The organism is Kitasatospora sp. NBC_01250, from assembly GCF_036226465.1.
In the GTDB taxonomy this organism is placed as follows: Bacteria; Actinomycetota; Actinomycetes; order Streptomycetales; family Streptomycetaceae; genus Kitasatospora.
In genome coordinates, this window is the sequence record NZ_CP108476.1 from 2314540 (window position 1) to 2330203 (window position 15664).

The following is a 15664-nucleotide window of genomic DNA, read 5'->3' on the forward strand; positions in this document are numbered from 1 at the left end:
CAAAATCCGAGATTTGACAACCCTGATTTCTATGTGATGAAAATCCATCACCTCGGTAGCACCGCGGCGCCAGCCGCGCCCCGCGCCATCTTGATCATTTTCGGAACGAAATAACAGAGCGACCCAAAGGACCCTCCATGAAGAAAATCACCAAGCGGGTCGGAACTCTCGCAGTGGCGACCGGCGTGGCGTTCGCCACCCTGCTCACAGGCGCCACCTCGGCGTTCGCCCTCCCTGGCGGCCCGAGCGAGCGCCTGTCCACCAGCACGCCGAACTTTGGCTGCGGCGCGGCCTGGTATGCGGCCCAGACCACCCTGAAGTTCCAGTGCGACGGAAACCTGGTGCTGTACCGAAACAGCGATGGTCACGCCATGTGGGCCACCGGCACCTACGGCACCACCAACAATCCGACCATCCTCGACTTCTCGCACAACGGCGACATCGAGATGCTCAGGACCGAGGACTGGGGAACCGGCGTCTTCTGCGACCTCGGAAGCGACAATCCTGCACCGGGCGGCACCGCGGTGATCCAGGACGACGGGAACTTCGTCATCTACAACACCGCTGGACAGGCGACCTGGGCGACCGGCACCTACAACAACCAGCAGGGCACGGTGCACGCCTGTCAGTAATGGCGCGCATTTCTCGCGATACCCGGGCGCTGGTGAATAGGCGTCAGCATGGGATCCATGGAAATAATGCTGCGTCAGAACTGGATGCATCCCGCCGAAGCCGCCGTGGGCACTGACCAGGGGTCAGTGCCCACGGCGGCTTCGTGGTACTCCGAGGCACGAGGCCGCCCCAGGGGCACCACGCAGCCAGGATCGAGGGGCACTGTCGGTTGACAGGGCGTCAGCGGTAGGCCACGATCCTTAGTGGAAATGGATTTCATTTCGCTCACGTGAACGGAGCCCTCCAGCATGTCTCTCACCGTCTCCCCCGAACTGCTCGCCCAGGCCGAGGCCGGGGAGGTCGCCGAAGCCGACTTCGTCGCCACCGTCCGCGAGTCGCTCCCCTACGCCTACGGGATGGTCGAGCAGCTCAGCATCGAACTGGCCGCCGGCGGTGTCGCGTTCGCGGACAACCAGGTGGAGCCACCGTCGGACGCCGAGCGCGGGCAGTTGCTGCGCGCGATGGCCAGCGACTCGATCCGGGGCAGCCTGGAGCGGCACTTCGGCGTGCGGCTGGCGTTCATGAACTGCCACCGGGTGGCGGTCTTCCCGGTCGGTGCGGAGCAGGGCGCGGAGTACCGGGCGTTCGTCTCGATGCGCGCCCAGCTGCTCAACCAGACACCCGAGCTGCGCAGTTGCTGAGGCGGGGGAAGCGGTAGCGGAAACGGGCCCGGCCCGAGCGAGTGACTCGCTCGGGCCGGGCCCGCTGTTGCGCCTGGTGCTGCACTCGGTGCCGGTGGTCAGTCGGTGGGGCGGGCCGCGGCGACGGCTGCGCCCAGCGCCTCCTTGATCCGGGGGCCGAGCCGGGCGAACCCGAGCTCCTTCATGGTGGCGCGCAGCAGTTCGTCGTCGGTGCGCTGGACGAAGTCGCCGTCGATCCAGCGGACCAGGGCGAGCAGCTCCTCGGCGGAGTAGGCGGTGATCGGGCGGCCGGGGGCGAGGTCGGGCTTCTTCGGCCGACGCACCCGCTTGGGGGTGGCAGCGGAGGCGGGGGCCGCCTCGGGCTCGGGCTCGGAGGCGGGGGCGGGCTCCACGGCAGCGACGGCCTCGGGGGCGGCCTCCAGAGCGGGCTCCGGCTCGGGCTCGGACTCAAAGGCGGGAGCGGGGGCGGGCTCCACGGCAGCGACGGCCTCGGGGGCGGCCTCCAGAGCGGGCTCCGGCTCGGGCTCGGGGGCCGCCTCGGGCTCGGGCTCGGACTCTGCGGCGGCCACAGGGGTGGGCTCGGGCTCGGGAGTGAGCTCCGGCTCCGGCTCGCTGGGGAGCTCCTCGGCGACCGGCTCCTCCGCAGCGGGCTCCTCGACCACCGGCTCTTCGGCGACCGGCTCCTCCGCGGCAGGCTCTTCGGCAGCCGCGTCCGCAGCCTCGGCCTCCTCGGCGTCGACCTCCTCGGCCGCTGCCTCGGTCACCGGCGCCTCGATCGCCGACTCCTCGACCGCCGGCGCCTCAACCACGGTCACCTCGGTGCGGGCGATGGTCTCGGCGGACGGCTCGGGCGACGGGGACGGGATGGCGATGTGCGGGACAACCGCCTCCGCCACCTCGGCCGCAGCCTCGACCTCGGCATCAACCTCGGCCTCGGCCTCGACATCCGCATCCGCATCCGCATCCAGCGCCGACGCAGCCTCCGCCGCGTCCTCGGCCTCCGCCTCCCCCGTGGTGCGCGCGTACGCGAGCAGCACGGCCGAGCGATCGGCGCGGGCGGCCGTCAGCTCGGCGAGCAGGTCGTCGAGCCCGCCCTCCTCCAGCCCGGCGCGCAGGGTGCGCAGTTCGGGCAGGCGGTAGAGGGTGCCCTCGTCGGCGGCCAGCGCGTCCACCAGCGCGGCCAGCTCCTCGAACGGGAGGCCGGTCAGCTCGCGGTCGGCCAGCAGCCGGCCCAGCCCGCGCAGCGCGCCGGCCAGGGTCTCGGCGGCCTGTCCGGTGACCTCCAGAAGTTCGGCGTCGACCGGGCGGGCGGTGGTGCCGGGGGCCGGCGCGAGCGTCTGCCACTCGGTGCGCTCGGTGGCGGCGGCGACCAGCGCGGCGTGCAGCGACTCACGGCGCGGGCGGTCGGCGACCGCCAGCCGCTTGGCCTCGGCCCGCAGCTTGCGGCGTCGGCCCCAGGAGATCTTCAGCCCGCGCTCCTTGCGCCAGCTGCCGTTCGCGGTGGCTGCGGCGAGCGCGTCCAGGTCCGCCTCGTAGGCGCCCGAGCGCAGGGTGGCGGCGGTCTCCTGGACCCGGCGCAGCAGCGCGAGCAGGGTGAGCACCTCGGCGAGGGTCGTCGGCTCGCGCAGCGCGGCCTCGGCGGCAAGCCGCTCGGCCGCCTCCTGCAGGACGGCCAGGTCGCCGCCGCGCACCTCGGCCAGCACGGTGGAGGCCGCCCTGGCCTCCTCGGGGTTGGTCACGGTGCCTGCTGCGGCGTACCAGGCGTGGGTGTCGGCGGCGAGGGTGAAGCCGCCCAGCTCGGCGTACCGGAGCAGGTCCGTACGGAGGTCCGGCGCCCGGTCGGCCGCGGGACCGGCCGAGCGGTCCTGCGGCGGTACATCGGCGTTCTGCACGGGAAGTACTGTCATTGAGAACCGTCCGGTTCGTGGCGGGGAAGGCGGGTTTTCGGGAAGACTGGGTAAAACTTCGACGGGGCGGGGCGGGACGGCGCCCGGGGCGGGTGGAGCGAGTCCCGCGCACCGGTGTCCGTGCTGGTAGGCCAGGATACGGGTGGGCGTTCGAGGCTTGCACGCACCTGACCCTGTCCGCTGCCACTGTGGCGCGCCCGGGGCCGCGGCGCCCGCCTGACACGCGCCGCACGGCGAGCCGATGGTGCCGCGTCACCCGAGGCGATCAGCTGACACATCGTCAGACCGAGAGGCCGCGGTGCGGCCGAACGGGCCGGGCCGGTCGGGATCGAGCAGCCGGGTGCCGGGCGGCAGTGCGCCCGCCCGGCCGGCCTCGACCAGGTGATCGAGCAGCACCTCGCGCAGCGCCGCAGCCGCGCGGCTGAGCGGCAGTTCGGCACCGCTGGCCAGCGCGATCACCCGGCCGAGGCCGGACCCGGCGAACGGGGTGACGCTCAGGCCGCTGCGGGCGGCCACCATGCCGGGCAGCACGGCGGGCCCGAGGCCGGCCCGGACGAAGCCGAGCACGGCGTCCATCTCCCCGCCGGCCACCGCGAGTTCGGGCTCGAAACCGGCGGCCCGGCAGGCCGCCAGGGTGGCCTCGCGCAGGTCGTAGCCCTCCCGGAACATCACCAGCGGCTGCCCGCGCAGGTCCTCGATCCGGGCCCTGCGCCGCCGCATCGGGGTGGCCGAGACCAGCACCAGGTCCTCGTAGAGCAGTTCGGTGACCGCGAGCCCGGGTGCCTCGCCCGCCTGCGGTGTGATGATCAGCGCCAGGTCCAGTTCGCCGGCCGTCAGGGTACGGACCAGATCGCGCGAACCGTCCTCGCGCACCACGAGCTCGACGCCCGGGTGCCGGGACCGGTAGGCCCGCAGCACGTCGGGGACCAGGCTGGTGCACAGGCTCGGCGGGGCACCGAGGCGGACCCGGCCGCGCCGCAGCTGCACCGTCTCCTGGACGGCGAGCCGGGCGCTCTCGGCGTCGGCCAGGATGCGCCGGGCCAGCGGCAGCAGCGCCGCACCCGCGTCGGTGAGCGCGATGTTGCCGCGCGTCCGGTGGAACAGCTCGGCGCCCAACTCCCGCTCCAGTGAACGGATCTGCTGGGAGAGCGAGGGCTGGGCGACCCTGGTCCGCTCGGCGGCGCGGGTGAAGTGCCGCAGTTCGGCGACGGCCACGAAGTAGCGGAGCTGGTGGAACTGCACAGCTGCCATCATAGCCGCTACCTATCGTGGTGAGCCGGAAGATGTCTTGGACGGATCACCACTGCGGTTCCTACCGTTCTCGGCATGGCAGTGACAACGGGAGCGCGACCCCGCGGGTCGACGCGGGAACGGTCCACCCTGGCGGTGCTCTGGGGTTCGACCATCGGCAAGAAGGCCGCGATGGCGGTCAGCGGTGTGGCGATGCTGACCTATCTGGTCCTCCACATGCTGGGCAATCTGAAGATCTTCTTCGGGGCCGGCGAGCTCAACGGCTACGCGGCCTGGCTGCGCACCATCGGCCAGCCCTTCCTCGGCCACGCGTGGTTCCTGTGGATCGCCCGGGTCGGCCTGGTGCTCGCCGTGGTGGTGCACGGGGTGGCCGCCTACCAGCTGAGCCGGCGCGACCTGGCCGCCCGGCCGACCGGCTACCGGCGCACCCGGGCGCGGGCCAGCTACGCGACGCGCACCATGCGCTGGGGCGGGGTGATCCTGGCGCTCTTCATCGTCTGGCACATCCTGGACCTGACCACCCTGACCGTGAACCCGGTGGCCGACCCCGGGCACCCGTACCAGAACGTGGTGGGTGCCTTCCGCACCTGGTACGACGGCGGGATCTACTGCGTGGCGATGCTGGCGGTCGGGCTGCACGTGCGGCACGGCTTCTGGAGCGCCGCCCAGACGCTGGGCGTCAACAACCCGCGCCGCGACCGGGCGTTGAAGCTGACCGCCAACCTGCTGGCGCTGGTGCTGACTGCCGGCTTCCTCTCCGTGCCGCTCGCCGTGATGACAGGAATCGTCCGATGACCTCCGAAGTGCCCACTGACTACAGCGACTTCACCGTCGGCGCGCCGATCGCCGACGACCGGGCGCCGGACGGCCCGATCGCCGAGCGCTGGGACCGGCGCCGGTTCGAGGCGAAGCTGGTGAACCCGGCCAACCGGCGCGGGCGCACCGTGATCGTGGTGGGCACCGGCCTCGCGGGCGGTTCGGCCGGCGCCACGCTGGCCGAAGCCGGCTACCACGTGGTGCAGTTCTGCTTCCAGGACTCCCCCAGGCGGGCGCACTCGATCGCCGCGCAGGGCGGGATCAACGCGGCGAAGAACTACCGCAACGACGGCGACTCGGTGCGGCGGCTCTTCTACGACACCGTCAAGGGCGGCGACTTCCGGGCCCGGGAGTCCAACGTCCACCGGCTGGCCGAGGTCTCGGTGCAGATCATCGACCAGTGCGTGGCCCAGGGCGTGCCGTTCGCCCGCGAGTACGGCGGCCTGCTGGACACCCGCTCGTTCGGCGGCGTGCAGGTCTCGCGCACCTTCTACGCCCGCGGCCAGACCGGACAGCAGCTGCTGCTCGGCGCCTACCAGGCGCTCTCCCGGCAGGTCGCGGCCGGCAACGTGGAGCTGCACCCGCGCACCGAGATGCTCGACCTGCTGGTGATCGACGGGCGGGCGCGCGGCATCGTGGCCCGCGACCTGGTGACCGGTGCGGTCAGTGCCCACCTGGCCGACGCCGTGGTGCTGGCCACCGGCGGCTACGGCAACGTCTTCCACCTGTCCACCAACGCCAAGAACTCCAACGCCACCGCGATCTGGCGCGCGCACCGGCGCGGCGCGTACTTCGCCAACCCGTGCTTCACCCAGATCCACCCGACCTGCATCCCGCGCTCGGGCGAGCACCAGGCCAAACTCACCCTGATGAGCGAGTCGCTGCGCAACGACGGGCGGATCTGGGTGCCGAGGACCGCCGGCGACACCCGCTCGCCGGAGCTGATCCCCGAGGACGAGCGGGACTACTACCTGGAGCGGATCTACCCCGCCTTCGGCAACCTGGTGCCGCGCGACATCGCCTCCCGGGCCGCGAAGAACGTCTGCGACGAGGGCCGCGGGGTCGGACCCGGCGGGCAGGGCGTCTACCTGGACTTCGCCGACGCGATCGCCCGGCTGGGCCGGGCGGCCGTCGAGGCCAGGTACGGCAACCTCTTCGAGATGTACCAGCGGATCACCGCCGAGGACCCGTACCGGGTGCCGATGCGGATCTACCCCGCGATCCACTACACGATGGGCGGACTGTGGGTCGACTACGACCTGCAGACCAGCGTGCCGGGCCTGTTCGCGATCGGCGAGGCCAACTTCTCCGACCACGGCGCCAACCGGCTCGGGGCCAGCGCCCTGATGCAGGGACTGGCCGACGGCTACTTCGTGCTGCCGGCCACCCTGGCCGACTACCTGGCCCAGGCGCCGGTCGCCCCGGTGGCCGCCGACCACCCGGAGGTCACCACGGTGATCGCCGAGGTGACGGACCGGCTCAAGCGGCTGCTGGCCGTGGACGGCGACCGCAGCCCCGAGTCCTTCCACCGCGAGCTGGGCCAACTGCTCTGGGACGAGTGCGGGATGGCCCGCGACGAGGCCGGGCTGCGCCGGGCGCTGGCCAGGATCCCCGAGCTGCGCGCCGAGTTCTGGCGCCGGCTCGCCGTGCCGGGCACCGGCGAGGAGCTCAACCAGACGCTGGAGAAGGCCAATCGACTGGTCGACTACTTCGAACTGGCCGAACTGATGTGCCTGGACGCGCTGCACCGCACCGAGTCCTGCGGCGGCCACTTCCGCACCGAGAGCCAGACCCCGAGCGGCGAAGCGGCCCGCAAGGACGAGGAGTTCGGCTACGTGGCCGCCTGGGAGTACACCGACGGCGGCGCACCGGTGCTGCACCGCGAAGAGCTCACCTTCACCGAGGTCCACCCCACCCAGCGGAGCTACGCATGAACCTCACCCTGCGGATCTGGCGGCAGGCCGGACCGGACGCGCCCGGCGCGCTGACCACCTACCAGGTCACCGGGATCAGCCCGGAGATGTCGTTCCTGGAGATGCTGGACACCCTCAACGAGGAGCTGATCCCGCGCGGCGAGGAGCCGGTGGCCTTCGACCACGACTGCCGCGAGGGCATCTGCGGCGCCTGCGGCATGGTGATCAACGGCCAGGCGCACGGCCCGGAGCGGACCACCACCTGCCAGCTGCACATGCGGCACTTCCAGGACGGCGACGTGATCGACGTCGAGCCGTGGCGCTCGGCGGCCTTCCCGGTCGTGCGGGACCTGGTGGTGGACCGGTCGGCGTTCGACCGGATCATCGGGGCCGGCGGCTACATCACCGCGCCCACCGGCAGCGCCCCCGAGGCGCACGCCACCCCGGTGCCCAAGGAGGCCGCCGACCTCGCCTTCGAGCACGCCGAGTGCATCGGCTGCGGGGCCTGCGTGGCGGCCTGCCCCAACGGGTCGGCGATGCTCTTCACCTCGGCCAAGGTGGTGCACCTCAACGTGCTGCCGCAGGGTGCGCCGGAACGGCGCAGCCGGGCGCGGGCCCTGGTGGGGGCGATGGACGCGGAGGGCTTCGGCGGCTGCACCAACACCGGCGAGTGCGCCACCGCCTGCCCCAAGGGGATCGGGCTGAACGCGATCGCGACGCTGAACCGGGAGTTCCTGCTCGGCGGGCGGTGACCCGCTCCGCGCTGCGCCGTACACCCCCTAAGGTATCTGTGCGCGAGACAGCGGCAGGGTGAAGGGGTGGACGTGGCAAGGCGAGCGGGCGGCGGGGTGCTCTCGGTCTGGGCGGAGGCGCAGCGGCAGGAGCAGCGGCGCAGGCAGGCCCAGGAGCGGGCGCAGGTGGCGGCGCAGCGGCAGGCGGCGCAGGCGGCCAGGGCCGCGCAACTGGCCGCGGCGCGCGGGGAGCGGGAGGCGGCCAAGGCGTACCAGCAGAGCCGGGAGGCCGAGGCCGGCGAGCTGAGCGCGCGGCTCGAGGAGCGGGTGGCCGAGCTGGAGGGCCTGCTGCGGGTGGGCCTGGCCCGCCCCGCGTTCAGCCTGGACCCGCTGCTGGCGCCCGCCGCGCTGCCGGCCGCCTTCGACCCCGGACGGCTCGGGGTGCCCGTCCCGATGCCGGATCCGGCGCGCTACCAGGTGCCGGCCCAGGGCGGGATGCTGCAGCGCCGCCGCTACGAGGAGCAGCGCGCGCAGGCCCAGGCGCAGTACGAGCGGGACTGGCACCGGGCGCAGGCCGCCGAGCGCGAGCGGCTGCGGCAGCTGACGGAGTACCAGCGCGGCTTCGACGAGTGGGCGGCCGAGCACCGCCGGCACGACGCCGAGCGGATCGCCCGCACCCGGGAGCTGGCCGAGCGGCTGGGCCGCGGCGAGGACGAGGCGGTGCGCGAGTACTTCAGCGCGGCGCTCTACGGCTCCACCGGCTGGCCCGAGGGATTCCCGCACCGGATCAGCCTGGCCTGGGATGTGACGCATCGTCAGCTTGTCGTGGAGTGGGAGCTGCCCGGGTTCGACGTGGTGCCCGAGCACAGCCGGGTGCGGTACGTGAAGACGGACGACCGGCAGGCCCCGGTGGCCAGGGCGGCGGCCGAGCGCAAGCGGATCTACCGCGAGGTGCTGGCGCGCGGCACGCTGCGGGTGCTGGACGAGCTGTTCCGGGCCGATCAGCGCGGCCTGGTCGACTCGGTGGCGCTGAACGGCCTGGTGCAGGGCGTGGATCCGGCGACCGGGCGGGAGACCGGACGGGTGCTGGTGGCGGTGACCGCCACCCGTGCCGCGTTCCGGGCGATCGCGCTGGACCGGGTGGCGCCGGTGGAGTGCCTGGAGGGCCTGGGCGGGCGGCTCTCGGCCCGCCCCGAGCGACTGGCCGAGGTGCGCGAGGAGCGGCGGCCGCACGAGGTGGGCGCCCGGGTGCTGGGCCACGGCGAGGACGAGCCGGATCTCTTCACGATGGACCCGATCGCCTTCGAGGAGCTGATCGCCGAGCTGTTCCGGGCCCGCGGCTACCGGGTGGCGACCACCGCGCGCAGCGGGGACGAAGGCGTGGACGTGGTGGCCGTCGACCCGGATCCGGTGACCGGCGGCAAGATCGTCATCCAGGCCAAGCGCTACCGCTCGACCGTCTCCCCCACCGCGGTGCGGGACCTAGACAGCACCGTGCGCCACCACGGCGCGATCAAAGGCATCCTGGTGACCACGGCGCACTTCGGGCGCGGCTCCTACGACTACATCGAGAACAAGCCGCTGTCGCTGGTGAACGGGCCCGAGCTGGTCGAGCTGCTGGCCGAGCAGGGGCTGCGCGGACGGCTCGGCCCGGCACCGGCCGCGCCGATGGCCGGGGAGGCGGCAGCCGGAGCGCCGGGAGCCGGGGCGGGCGAGGTCCGGCTGCGGATCGAGTGGCAGTCGCGCACGGTGGGCGGCGATCCGGTCGAGCTGGACGTCTCGGCCTTCCTGTGCGCGGGCGGGCGGGTGCTGAGCGACGAGCACTTCGTCTTCTTCAACAACCCCGCCGATCCGGGCGGGGCGGTCAGGCTCGGCTCCGCGCGCACCGCGGCGGGCGACCGACTGCGCACCGCGACGCTGGCGTTGGCGCTGGACCGGGTGGGCCCCGAGGTGACGGAGGTGGCCGTGGCCGTCTCCACCGAGGAGGACCCGGGGCCGGCGCTGCCGCTGGGCTATCTGCACGGTCTGGCCCTGGTGGTCACCGAGCGCGCCTCGGAGCTGGAGCTGCACCGCTGGGCCGAGGGCACCAGCGGGATCGCCGAGAGCGCGCTGGAGCTGGGCGCCTTCCGGCGCACCGGGCCGGGCGGCGGCTGGCGCTTCGAGGCGGCGGTGCGCCCGGTGCGGGGCGGGCTGGCGGGGCTGGCGACCGGGCGCGGGGTGGCGATCGCCTGAGCTCCGCCCTCCCGGGGAGTCCGGTCATTGACGGGCCGGCGGGGCCGTCCGGTTGCAACCGCGGCGGCATTTCAGGGTCACGTCATACCTGAGGAGGAGACCCGCCCCCGCCGCCCCTCCGGCCGGGGACCGGGCAACCGTTCGACGGAGCGACGGATCGGCCCGTGGGCGCCACCAGGATGGGACCGAACCTGCACGAGTCTGTCCGTCCCCGGGAGCCCCCACATGCCCATGACCCTCGCCCCCGTCAGAGCCGCCGCCACCGCGACCGGGCTGACCAAGGTCTACGGCTCCGGCGCGACCCGGGTGGTGGCGCTCGACCAGGTCAGCGTCTCCTTCCGGCCCGGGGAGTTCACCGCGATCATGGGCCCCTCCGGCTCGGGCAAGTCGACCCTGATGCACTGCATGGCGGGCCTGGACTACGCCACCGCCGGCTCGGCGCGGATCGGGGAGACCGAGCTGGTGGGCCTGCCCGACCGGGCCCTGACCAAGCTGCGCCGCGACCAACTCGGCTTCGTCTTCCAGTCGTTCAACCTGCTGCCGCAGCTGACCGCGCTGGAGAACATCACCCTTCCGATGGACATCGCAGGGCGCAAGGTGGACCAGGCCTGGCTGGCGCGGGTGGTGGCGACGGTGGGCCTGTCCGGACGCCTGTCGCACCGGCCCGGCCAGCTCTCCGGCGGCCAGCAGCAACGGGTCGCCTGCGCCCGCGCGCTGGCCGGCCGACCGGAGATCGTCTTCGCCGACGAGCCCACCGGCAACCTGGACTCCCGGGCCGGCGCCGAGATCCTCGGCTTCCTGCAGAACTCGGTGCGCGAACTGGGCCAGACCGTGGTGATGGTGACCCACGACCCGATGGCGGCCGGCTACGCGGACCGGGTGGTCTTCCTGGCCGACGGGCGGATCGTGGACGAGCTGTCGCTGCCCACCCCGGCCACCGTGCTGGACCGGATGCGCCGCTTCGAGGGCGCCGGCCGGACCGTCTGACCCGTCCACCCCACCCCGACCGCGGACGACCGAACCGGCCGCGCCGAGAAGGACCGAGAGCCCGCAGCCCATGTACCGCACCGCCCTGCGCAACGTCCTGGCCCACAAGGCCCGCCTGCTGATGACCACCCTGGCCGTGCTGCTGGGCACCGCGTTCGTCTCCGGCACGCTGGTCTTCACCGACACCCTCGGCAGCGCGCTGAAGTCGCAGAACGCCAGGAGCTTCACCGGCATCGCCGTCTCGGTCAGTGACGACGGCGCGGTCAGCAACGGCTACAGCCGCGGCAGCCGGAAGGGCGTCACCGGCCACCTGACCGAGCAGACCAGGCAGGCGATCGCCGCGCTGTCCGGCGTCGCCGAGGCCCGCGGCGTGGTCAGCGGCTTCGCCGGCATCGCCGACCACAACGGCGCCCTGATCGGTGACGGCTTCTCGACCACCGGCACCAACTACGTGCCGGACACGGGCGGTCAGGACACCCGCTACCCGCTCGCCGCGGGCCGTGGTCCGCAGCACCCCGACGAGCTGGCGCTGGACACCAGGACCGCGCAGAAGGGCGGCTACCGGGTCGGCGACACCGTGCGGGTGGCCGTCAACGGCCCGGTGATGCAGCTCAAGCTCACCGGCCTGCTGCACGTCAACGACCCGCGGATCACCGCGGGCGGCTCGCTGGCCGCCTTCGACACCGCGACCGCGCAGCAGCTCTACCTGGCGCAGGGCCGGTTCAACGAGATCGACGTGCGGGCCAAGGCCGGCACCGACGACCAGCAGCTGCTCGACCAGGTCCGCCGACTGCTGCCCGGAGACGGCGACTTCACCGCACAGACCGGCGCCGCACTGGCCGCCGAGCAGGACCGCCGGATCACCGAGAGCACCAAGGGGCTGAGCGCCTCGCTGCTGGTCTTCGCCGGCATCTCGCTCTTCGTCGGCATCTTCATCATCGCCAACACCTTCAGCATGCTGGTCGCCCAGCGCACCAAGGAGCTGGCGCTGCTGCGCGCGATCGGCGCCAGCCGCAGGCAGATCACCCGCTCGGTGCTGATCGAGGCGCTGCTGGTCGGCCTGCTGGCGGCCACCGGCGGGCTGGCGGCCGGGGTCGGCATCGCGGCCGGACTGCGCGCGATCCTGAACGGCCCCGGGCAGGCCAACCTGCCCGACGGCCCGCTGATCGTCACCGCGAGCACCGTGGCGAGCGTCCTGCTGGTCGGCGTGCTGGTCACCGTGGTGGCCGCCTGGCTGCCGGCCCGCCGCGCCGCCCGGATCGCGCCGGTGGCCGCGATGAGCAACGGCGACCAGCCCGCCACCCAGAAGAGCCTGCTGATCCGCAACACCGTCGGCACCCTGATCGCCGCGGCCGGCGCCGGTCTGCTGCTGCGCGGCGCGGGCAGCCACGACACGAACACCGTGGGCCTGGGCGCCGGCGCCCTGCTGATCGGGGTCTTCGTGCTGACCCCGCTGCTCTCCCGCCCGCTGATCGCGCTGCTCGCCCCGCTGCTCCAGCGCCTCTACGGCAGCCCCGCCAAGCTGGCCCGGGAGAACGCGCTGCGCAACCCGCGCCGCACCGCCGCCACCGCCTCCGCGCTGACCGTCGGAGTCACCCTGATCACCGCGCTGACCGTGGTCGGTGCCTCGGTGAACCGCGCCGTCGACCGGGCGGCCGGCAACGACCTGCGGGCCGACTACGCGGTGGCGATGCAGAACTACGCCCAGCTCGCGCCCGAGGTGGCCCCGCAGATCGCGGCCACCCACGGGGTGAGCGCGAGCAGCGTGCTGCGCCAGGTGCCGGTGTCGGTCGGCGACGACGACCGCTGGATCACCGGCGTGAACCCGGCCGCCATCGGCCAGTTGGTGAACCTCACCCAAGTCGGCGGATCTCTCGACGCCTTGACGAAGGGTCAACTGCTGGTCGACCGCAGCACCGCGACGTACGACCGTCTGTCGGTGGGGGATTCGTTCACCGGCAGCTTCCCCGACGGCAGCACCGGGACGTTCACCGTCGGCGGGATCGTGGCCGACAACTCGGTGGTGAACGGACTGCTCGCACCCGACGCGCTGCTCGCCCCGCACAGCGCGGGCCAGGGCCCGGACCGGGTACTGGTCAAGGGCGCGCACGGCGCCGACGCCGCGCTCAAGCAGGCGCTGCAGGACGCGACCGGCGGCAACCCGCTCATCTCGATCAAGGGCCAGGCCGACCTGAAGAAGGAGAACCGGCAGATGCTGAGTGCGGCGTTGAACATCATGTACGGGCTGCTCGGCATGTCGGTGGTGATCGCGGTGCTGGGCGTGGTGAACACGATGGCGATGTCCGTCTTCGAGCGGCGCCGGGAGATCGGCATGCTGCGCGCGGTCGGGCTCGACCGGCGCGGGGTGCGGCGGATGGTGCGCCTGGAGTCGCTGCTGATCGCACTGCTCGGCGGGCTGCTCGGGGTGGGGCTGGGGATCCTGACCGGGTGGGCCGGCAACCGGACCATCGCCGGCAGCTTCAAGGACCTGACCACGGTGGTACCGCCGCTGCCGATGCTCGGCTTCGTCGCGGCTGCCGCGCTGGTCGGCCTGCTGGCCGCGCTCTGGCCGGCCCGGCGGGCCTCCCGGCTGGACGTGCTGGACAGCATCCGGGCCAGCTGAGCCGGGGCCTCGCACCGGGGTGTCCAGGCCGGGTGTCCGGTCGGGGTGTCGAGGCGGGGTGTCCAGGCCCTTTCGGGCAGTTGGGCACCCCCGGCGCCGAGCACGTTCCTGCGGGTGCTGACAATGTCTGGACCACTGTGCCAAGCTGCACTGCTAGCGGGCCGTCACCGGAATGCGGGCGGACCCGTACGGGGGGAGCACGACCATGAGAGCACCGCATGGTTCGGACGACCGGGAACACCCGGAGCGTCCCGGACCGAGCACCGCCCGGCTGCGCCAGACCCTGGCCGTCATCGCAGTGGCGGGCCTGGGCTTCGCCGCCCTGGAGCTGCGCCCGGGCAGCAGCCTGCTGCAGGGCAGCACCCACGCGCCGCTGAGCGACAAGTTCGGCCTGGTGGTGCTGATCGGCTTCGGCTGGGTCTTCCTGATCGAACGCACCTATCGGCACTTCCGCGGCCAGGTCCAGCACCTGGCGGACCTGTCGCCGCGCGCCGAGCGCCTGAAGGACGCGGCGCTGCGGCTGCTCCCGCTGGTGGGCCTGCTGCTGCCGGTCGCCCTGCTGCTGGTCTACCGCGCCGCGAGCGTGCTGCACGAGCTACCGCCGGTGTCGGTGCTCCGCCCGCCGCCCAAGCTCGACGGGCCCCCGCCGGAGCCGCACAGCGACTCCCCCTCGATGGGCCTGCTGGCCTTCATCGGGCTGATCGTCGGCCTGGTGGGGCTGATCGTCCTGCTCTGGTTCGTCTTTCGCCAGCTGCGCCGGCCGACCGGGGCCGCGCCGGCGCCCAAGCGCCGGGTGCGCACCACCGAGCGTGAACTGGCCGAGGCGGTCGGCGAGGCGCGCCGGGCGCTGCTGCACGGCGACGACGCGCGCACCGCCGTGATCGCCTGCTACCTGGCGATGGAGGAGTCGCTGGCGGCCTCGGGCGTCGAACGGGAGGTCTCGGACAGCCCCACCGACCTGCTGGAGCGCGCGGCAGCCGCCGGGACGCTGCGCGGTGCGGACGCCACCGAGCTCACCGCGCTCTTCCGCGAGGCCCGGTTCTCGCGTCACCCGATGGACCAGGGCCACCTGGCCCGGGCCGGCGCCGCACTGGACGCGATCGCCGAGCAGCTCGCGGGGCGGATCGCCGAGCGGGCGGCCGCGGAGGCCGAGGCCGCCGCGGCCCGGGCAGCGGCGGCCGGATCCGCCTCGCAGTCGACGGGGGTGCACTCCTGATGGACCGGCAACAGTCTCCGGAGCGCGAGAGCATCACCCGCGGCCGGGCCGACCGGAAAGCCGACCGCAAGGCCGCTCGCCGGGCCGACCGTGCCCCGGCCGCCGCCGGGAGCCCGAAGCGCGCGGTGGAGCTCGGCTCGACCCGGCACACCCTGGTGGTGCTCGGCCAGCTGGTGCCGATCGCCCTGCTGCTGTTCGGCCTGACCGGCGGCGTCCCCGGGCTGGCCGCCGGGGTCGTCCTGCTGGGCGGCACCGCCCTGGTGCTGGCCCGCCACGTGATCGGCGCCGACACCGAGAACGGGGGCTTCCGGCGGCGCCAGCGGCTGATGTCCAGCCGGGACCCGAGCCTGGCCGACTGGCACTGGACCGTGCGCAACGGCCTGAACGCCAAGGACTTCCCGCACCCGCTGCGGACCCGGCTGCGCCGGCTGTACGCCGCGCGGCTCACCGAGCGGCACAACATCTCGTTCTTCGCCGAGCCGCAGCGGGCCGCGGCCCTGGTCGGCCCCGAGGTCTGGCCGTGGCTCGACCCCGAGGACCCGAGCGCCGAGTCCGAGCTGTCGCCGGCGGTGCTGACCATGCTGATCGACCGGCTGGAAGCGCTGTGACCCGCGCACCGGCCTGACGCACCGACGCTTTTCGACTTCCCCGTGCCGGGCGCCCCGCCGGCCCCGC

12 protein-coding genes are annotated in these 15664 nt (G+C 73.4%); 10 read left to right on the plus strand and 2 right to left on the minus strand.

Translation table 11 applies throughout. The features are described 5' to 3' along the window. The first annotated feature begins 137 nt into the window (after positions 1–137). Both OG500_RS09495 and OG500_RS09500 read left to right on the plus strand, forming a co-directional pair. Positions 138–632: a hypothetical protein gene (locus OG500_RS09495; RefSeq protein ID WP_329578592.1), complete on the plus strand. Its 495-nt coding sequence runs from the start codon at positions 138–140 to the stop codon at positions 630–632. A 288-nt stretch (positions 633–920) separates the two neighbouring features. After that, positions 921–1313, plus strand: coding sequence for an SCO5389 family protein (locus OG500_RS09500; RefSeq protein ID WP_329578593.1), 393 nt, complete (start codon positions 921–923; stop codon positions 1311–1313). Between the two features lie 98 nt (positions 1314–1411). Here the strand turns inward: OG500_RS09500 and OG500_RS09505 are convergent, their stop codons facing one another. Beyond that, positions 1412–3205 carry a hypothetical protein gene (locus OG500_RS09505; protein WP_329578596.1) on the minus strand — a complete coding sequence of 598 codons (1794 nt, stop codon included), beginning with the start codon at positions 3203–3205 and terminating at the stop codon, positions 1412–1414. Positions 3206–3472: 267 nt separating this feature from the next. Continuing rightward, positions 3473–4462, minus strand: a complete 990-nt coding sequence (locus OG500_RS09510) for a LysR family transcriptional regulator (RefSeq protein WP_327066084.1) — start codon at positions 4460–4462, stop codon at positions 3473–3475. Between the two features lie 84 nt (positions 4463–4546). Between OG500_RS09510 and OG500_RS09515 the strand changes: the two genes are divergently transcribed. The 8 genes from OG500_RS09515 (at position 4547) to OG500_RS09550 (ending at position 15597) form a co-directional block, all read left to right on the plus strand. Then, positions 4547–5266, plus strand: a complete 720-nt coding sequence (locus OG500_RS09515) for a succinate dehydrogenase cytochrome b subunit (protein ID WP_327066085.1) — start codon at positions 4547–4549, stop codon at positions 5264–5266. Beyond that, the gene (locus OG500_RS09520; protein ID WP_329578600.1) at positions 5263–7221 is read left to right on the plus strand and encodes a fumarate reductase/succinate dehydrogenase flavoprotein subunit; all 1959 of its coding nucleotides are present in this window, start codon (positions 5263–5265) and stop codon (positions 7219–7221) included. The genes OG500_RS09515 and OG500_RS09520 overlap by 4 nt, the downstream gene beginning before the upstream one ends. After that, positions 7218–7952, plus strand: coding sequence for a succinate dehydrogenase/fumarate reductase iron-sulfur subunit (locus OG500_RS09525; protein ID WP_329578603.1), 735 nt, complete (start codon positions 7218–7220; stop codon positions 7950–7952). Before OG500_RS09520 ends, OG500_RS09525 begins: the two co-directional genes overlap by 4 nt. A 72-nt stretch (positions 7953–8024) precedes the next feature. Further along, positions 8025–10163 carry a restriction endonuclease gene (locus OG500_RS09530; RefSeq protein ID WP_329578606.1) on the plus strand — a complete coding sequence of 713 codons (2139 nt, stop codon included), beginning with the start codon at positions 8025–8027 and terminating at the stop codon, positions 10161–10163. 225 nt (positions 10164–10388) lie between these two features. Further along, the gene (locus OG500_RS09535) at positions 10389–11150 is read left to right on the plus strand and encodes an ABC transporter ATP-binding protein (RefSeq protein WP_327066089.1); all 762 of its coding nucleotides are present in this window, start codon (positions 10389–10391) and stop codon (positions 11148–11150) included. A gap of 70 nt (positions 11151–11220) precedes the next feature. Further along, the gene (locus OG500_RS09540; protein ID WP_329578609.1) at positions 11221–13773 is read left to right on the plus strand and encodes an ABC transporter permease; all 2553 of its coding nucleotides are present in this window, start codon (positions 11221–11223) and stop codon (positions 13771–13773) included. Between the two features lie 205 nt (positions 13774–13978). Beyond that, positions 13979–14989 (plus strand): DUF4129 domain-containing protein, encoded by a 1011-nt coding sequence (locus OG500_RS09545; RefSeq protein ID WP_329578612.1) that lies wholly within the window; start codon positions 13979–13981, stop codon positions 14987–14989. Then, positions 14989–15597, plus strand: a complete 609-nt coding sequence (locus OG500_RS09550) for a hypothetical protein (protein ID WP_329578615.1) — start codon at positions 14989–14991, stop codon at positions 15595–15597. The genes OG500_RS09545 and OG500_RS09550 overlap by 1 nt, the downstream gene beginning before the upstream one ends. Positions 15598–15664: the final 67 nt, after the last annotated feature.

Excerpts from the sequence above, each read along its gene's own strand:
- OG500_RS09495 (WP_329578592.1), top strand. The coding sequence starts at position 138 with ATGAAGAAAATCACCAAGCGGGTCGGAACTCTCGCAGTGGCGACCGGC.
- OG500_RS09500 (WP_329578593.1), top strand. The coding sequence starts at position 921 with ATGTCTCTCACCGTCTCCCCCGAACTGCTCGCCCAGGCCGAGGCCGGG.
- OG500_RS09515 (WP_327066085.1), top strand. The coding sequence starts at position 4,547 with ATGGCAGTGACAACGGGAGCGCGACCCCGCGGGTCGACGCGGGAACGG.
- OG500_RS09520 (WP_329578600.1), top strand. The coding sequence starts at position 5,263 with ATGACCTCCGAAGTGCCCACTGACTACAGCGACTTCACCGTCGGCGCG.
- OG500_RS09525 (WP_329578603.1), top strand. The coding sequence starts at position 7,218 with ATGAACCTCACCCTGCGGATCTGGCGGCAGGCCGGACCGGACGCGCCC.
- OG500_RS09535 (WP_327066089.1), top strand. The coding sequence starts at position 10,389 with ATGCCCATGACCCTCGCCCCCGTCAGAGCCGCCGCCACCGCGACCGGG.
- OG500_RS09540 (WP_329578609.1), top strand. The coding sequence starts at position 11,221 with ATGTACCGCACCGCCCTGCGCAACGTCCTGGCCCACAAGGCCCGCCTG.
- OG500_RS09545 (WP_329578612.1), top strand. The coding sequence starts at position 13,979 with ATGAGAGCACCGCATGGTTCGGACGACCGGGAACACCCGGAGCGTCCC.
- OG500_RS09550 (WP_329578615.1), top strand. The coding sequence starts at position 14,989 with ATGGACCGGCAACAGTCTCCGGAGCGCGAGAGCATCACCCGCGGCCGG.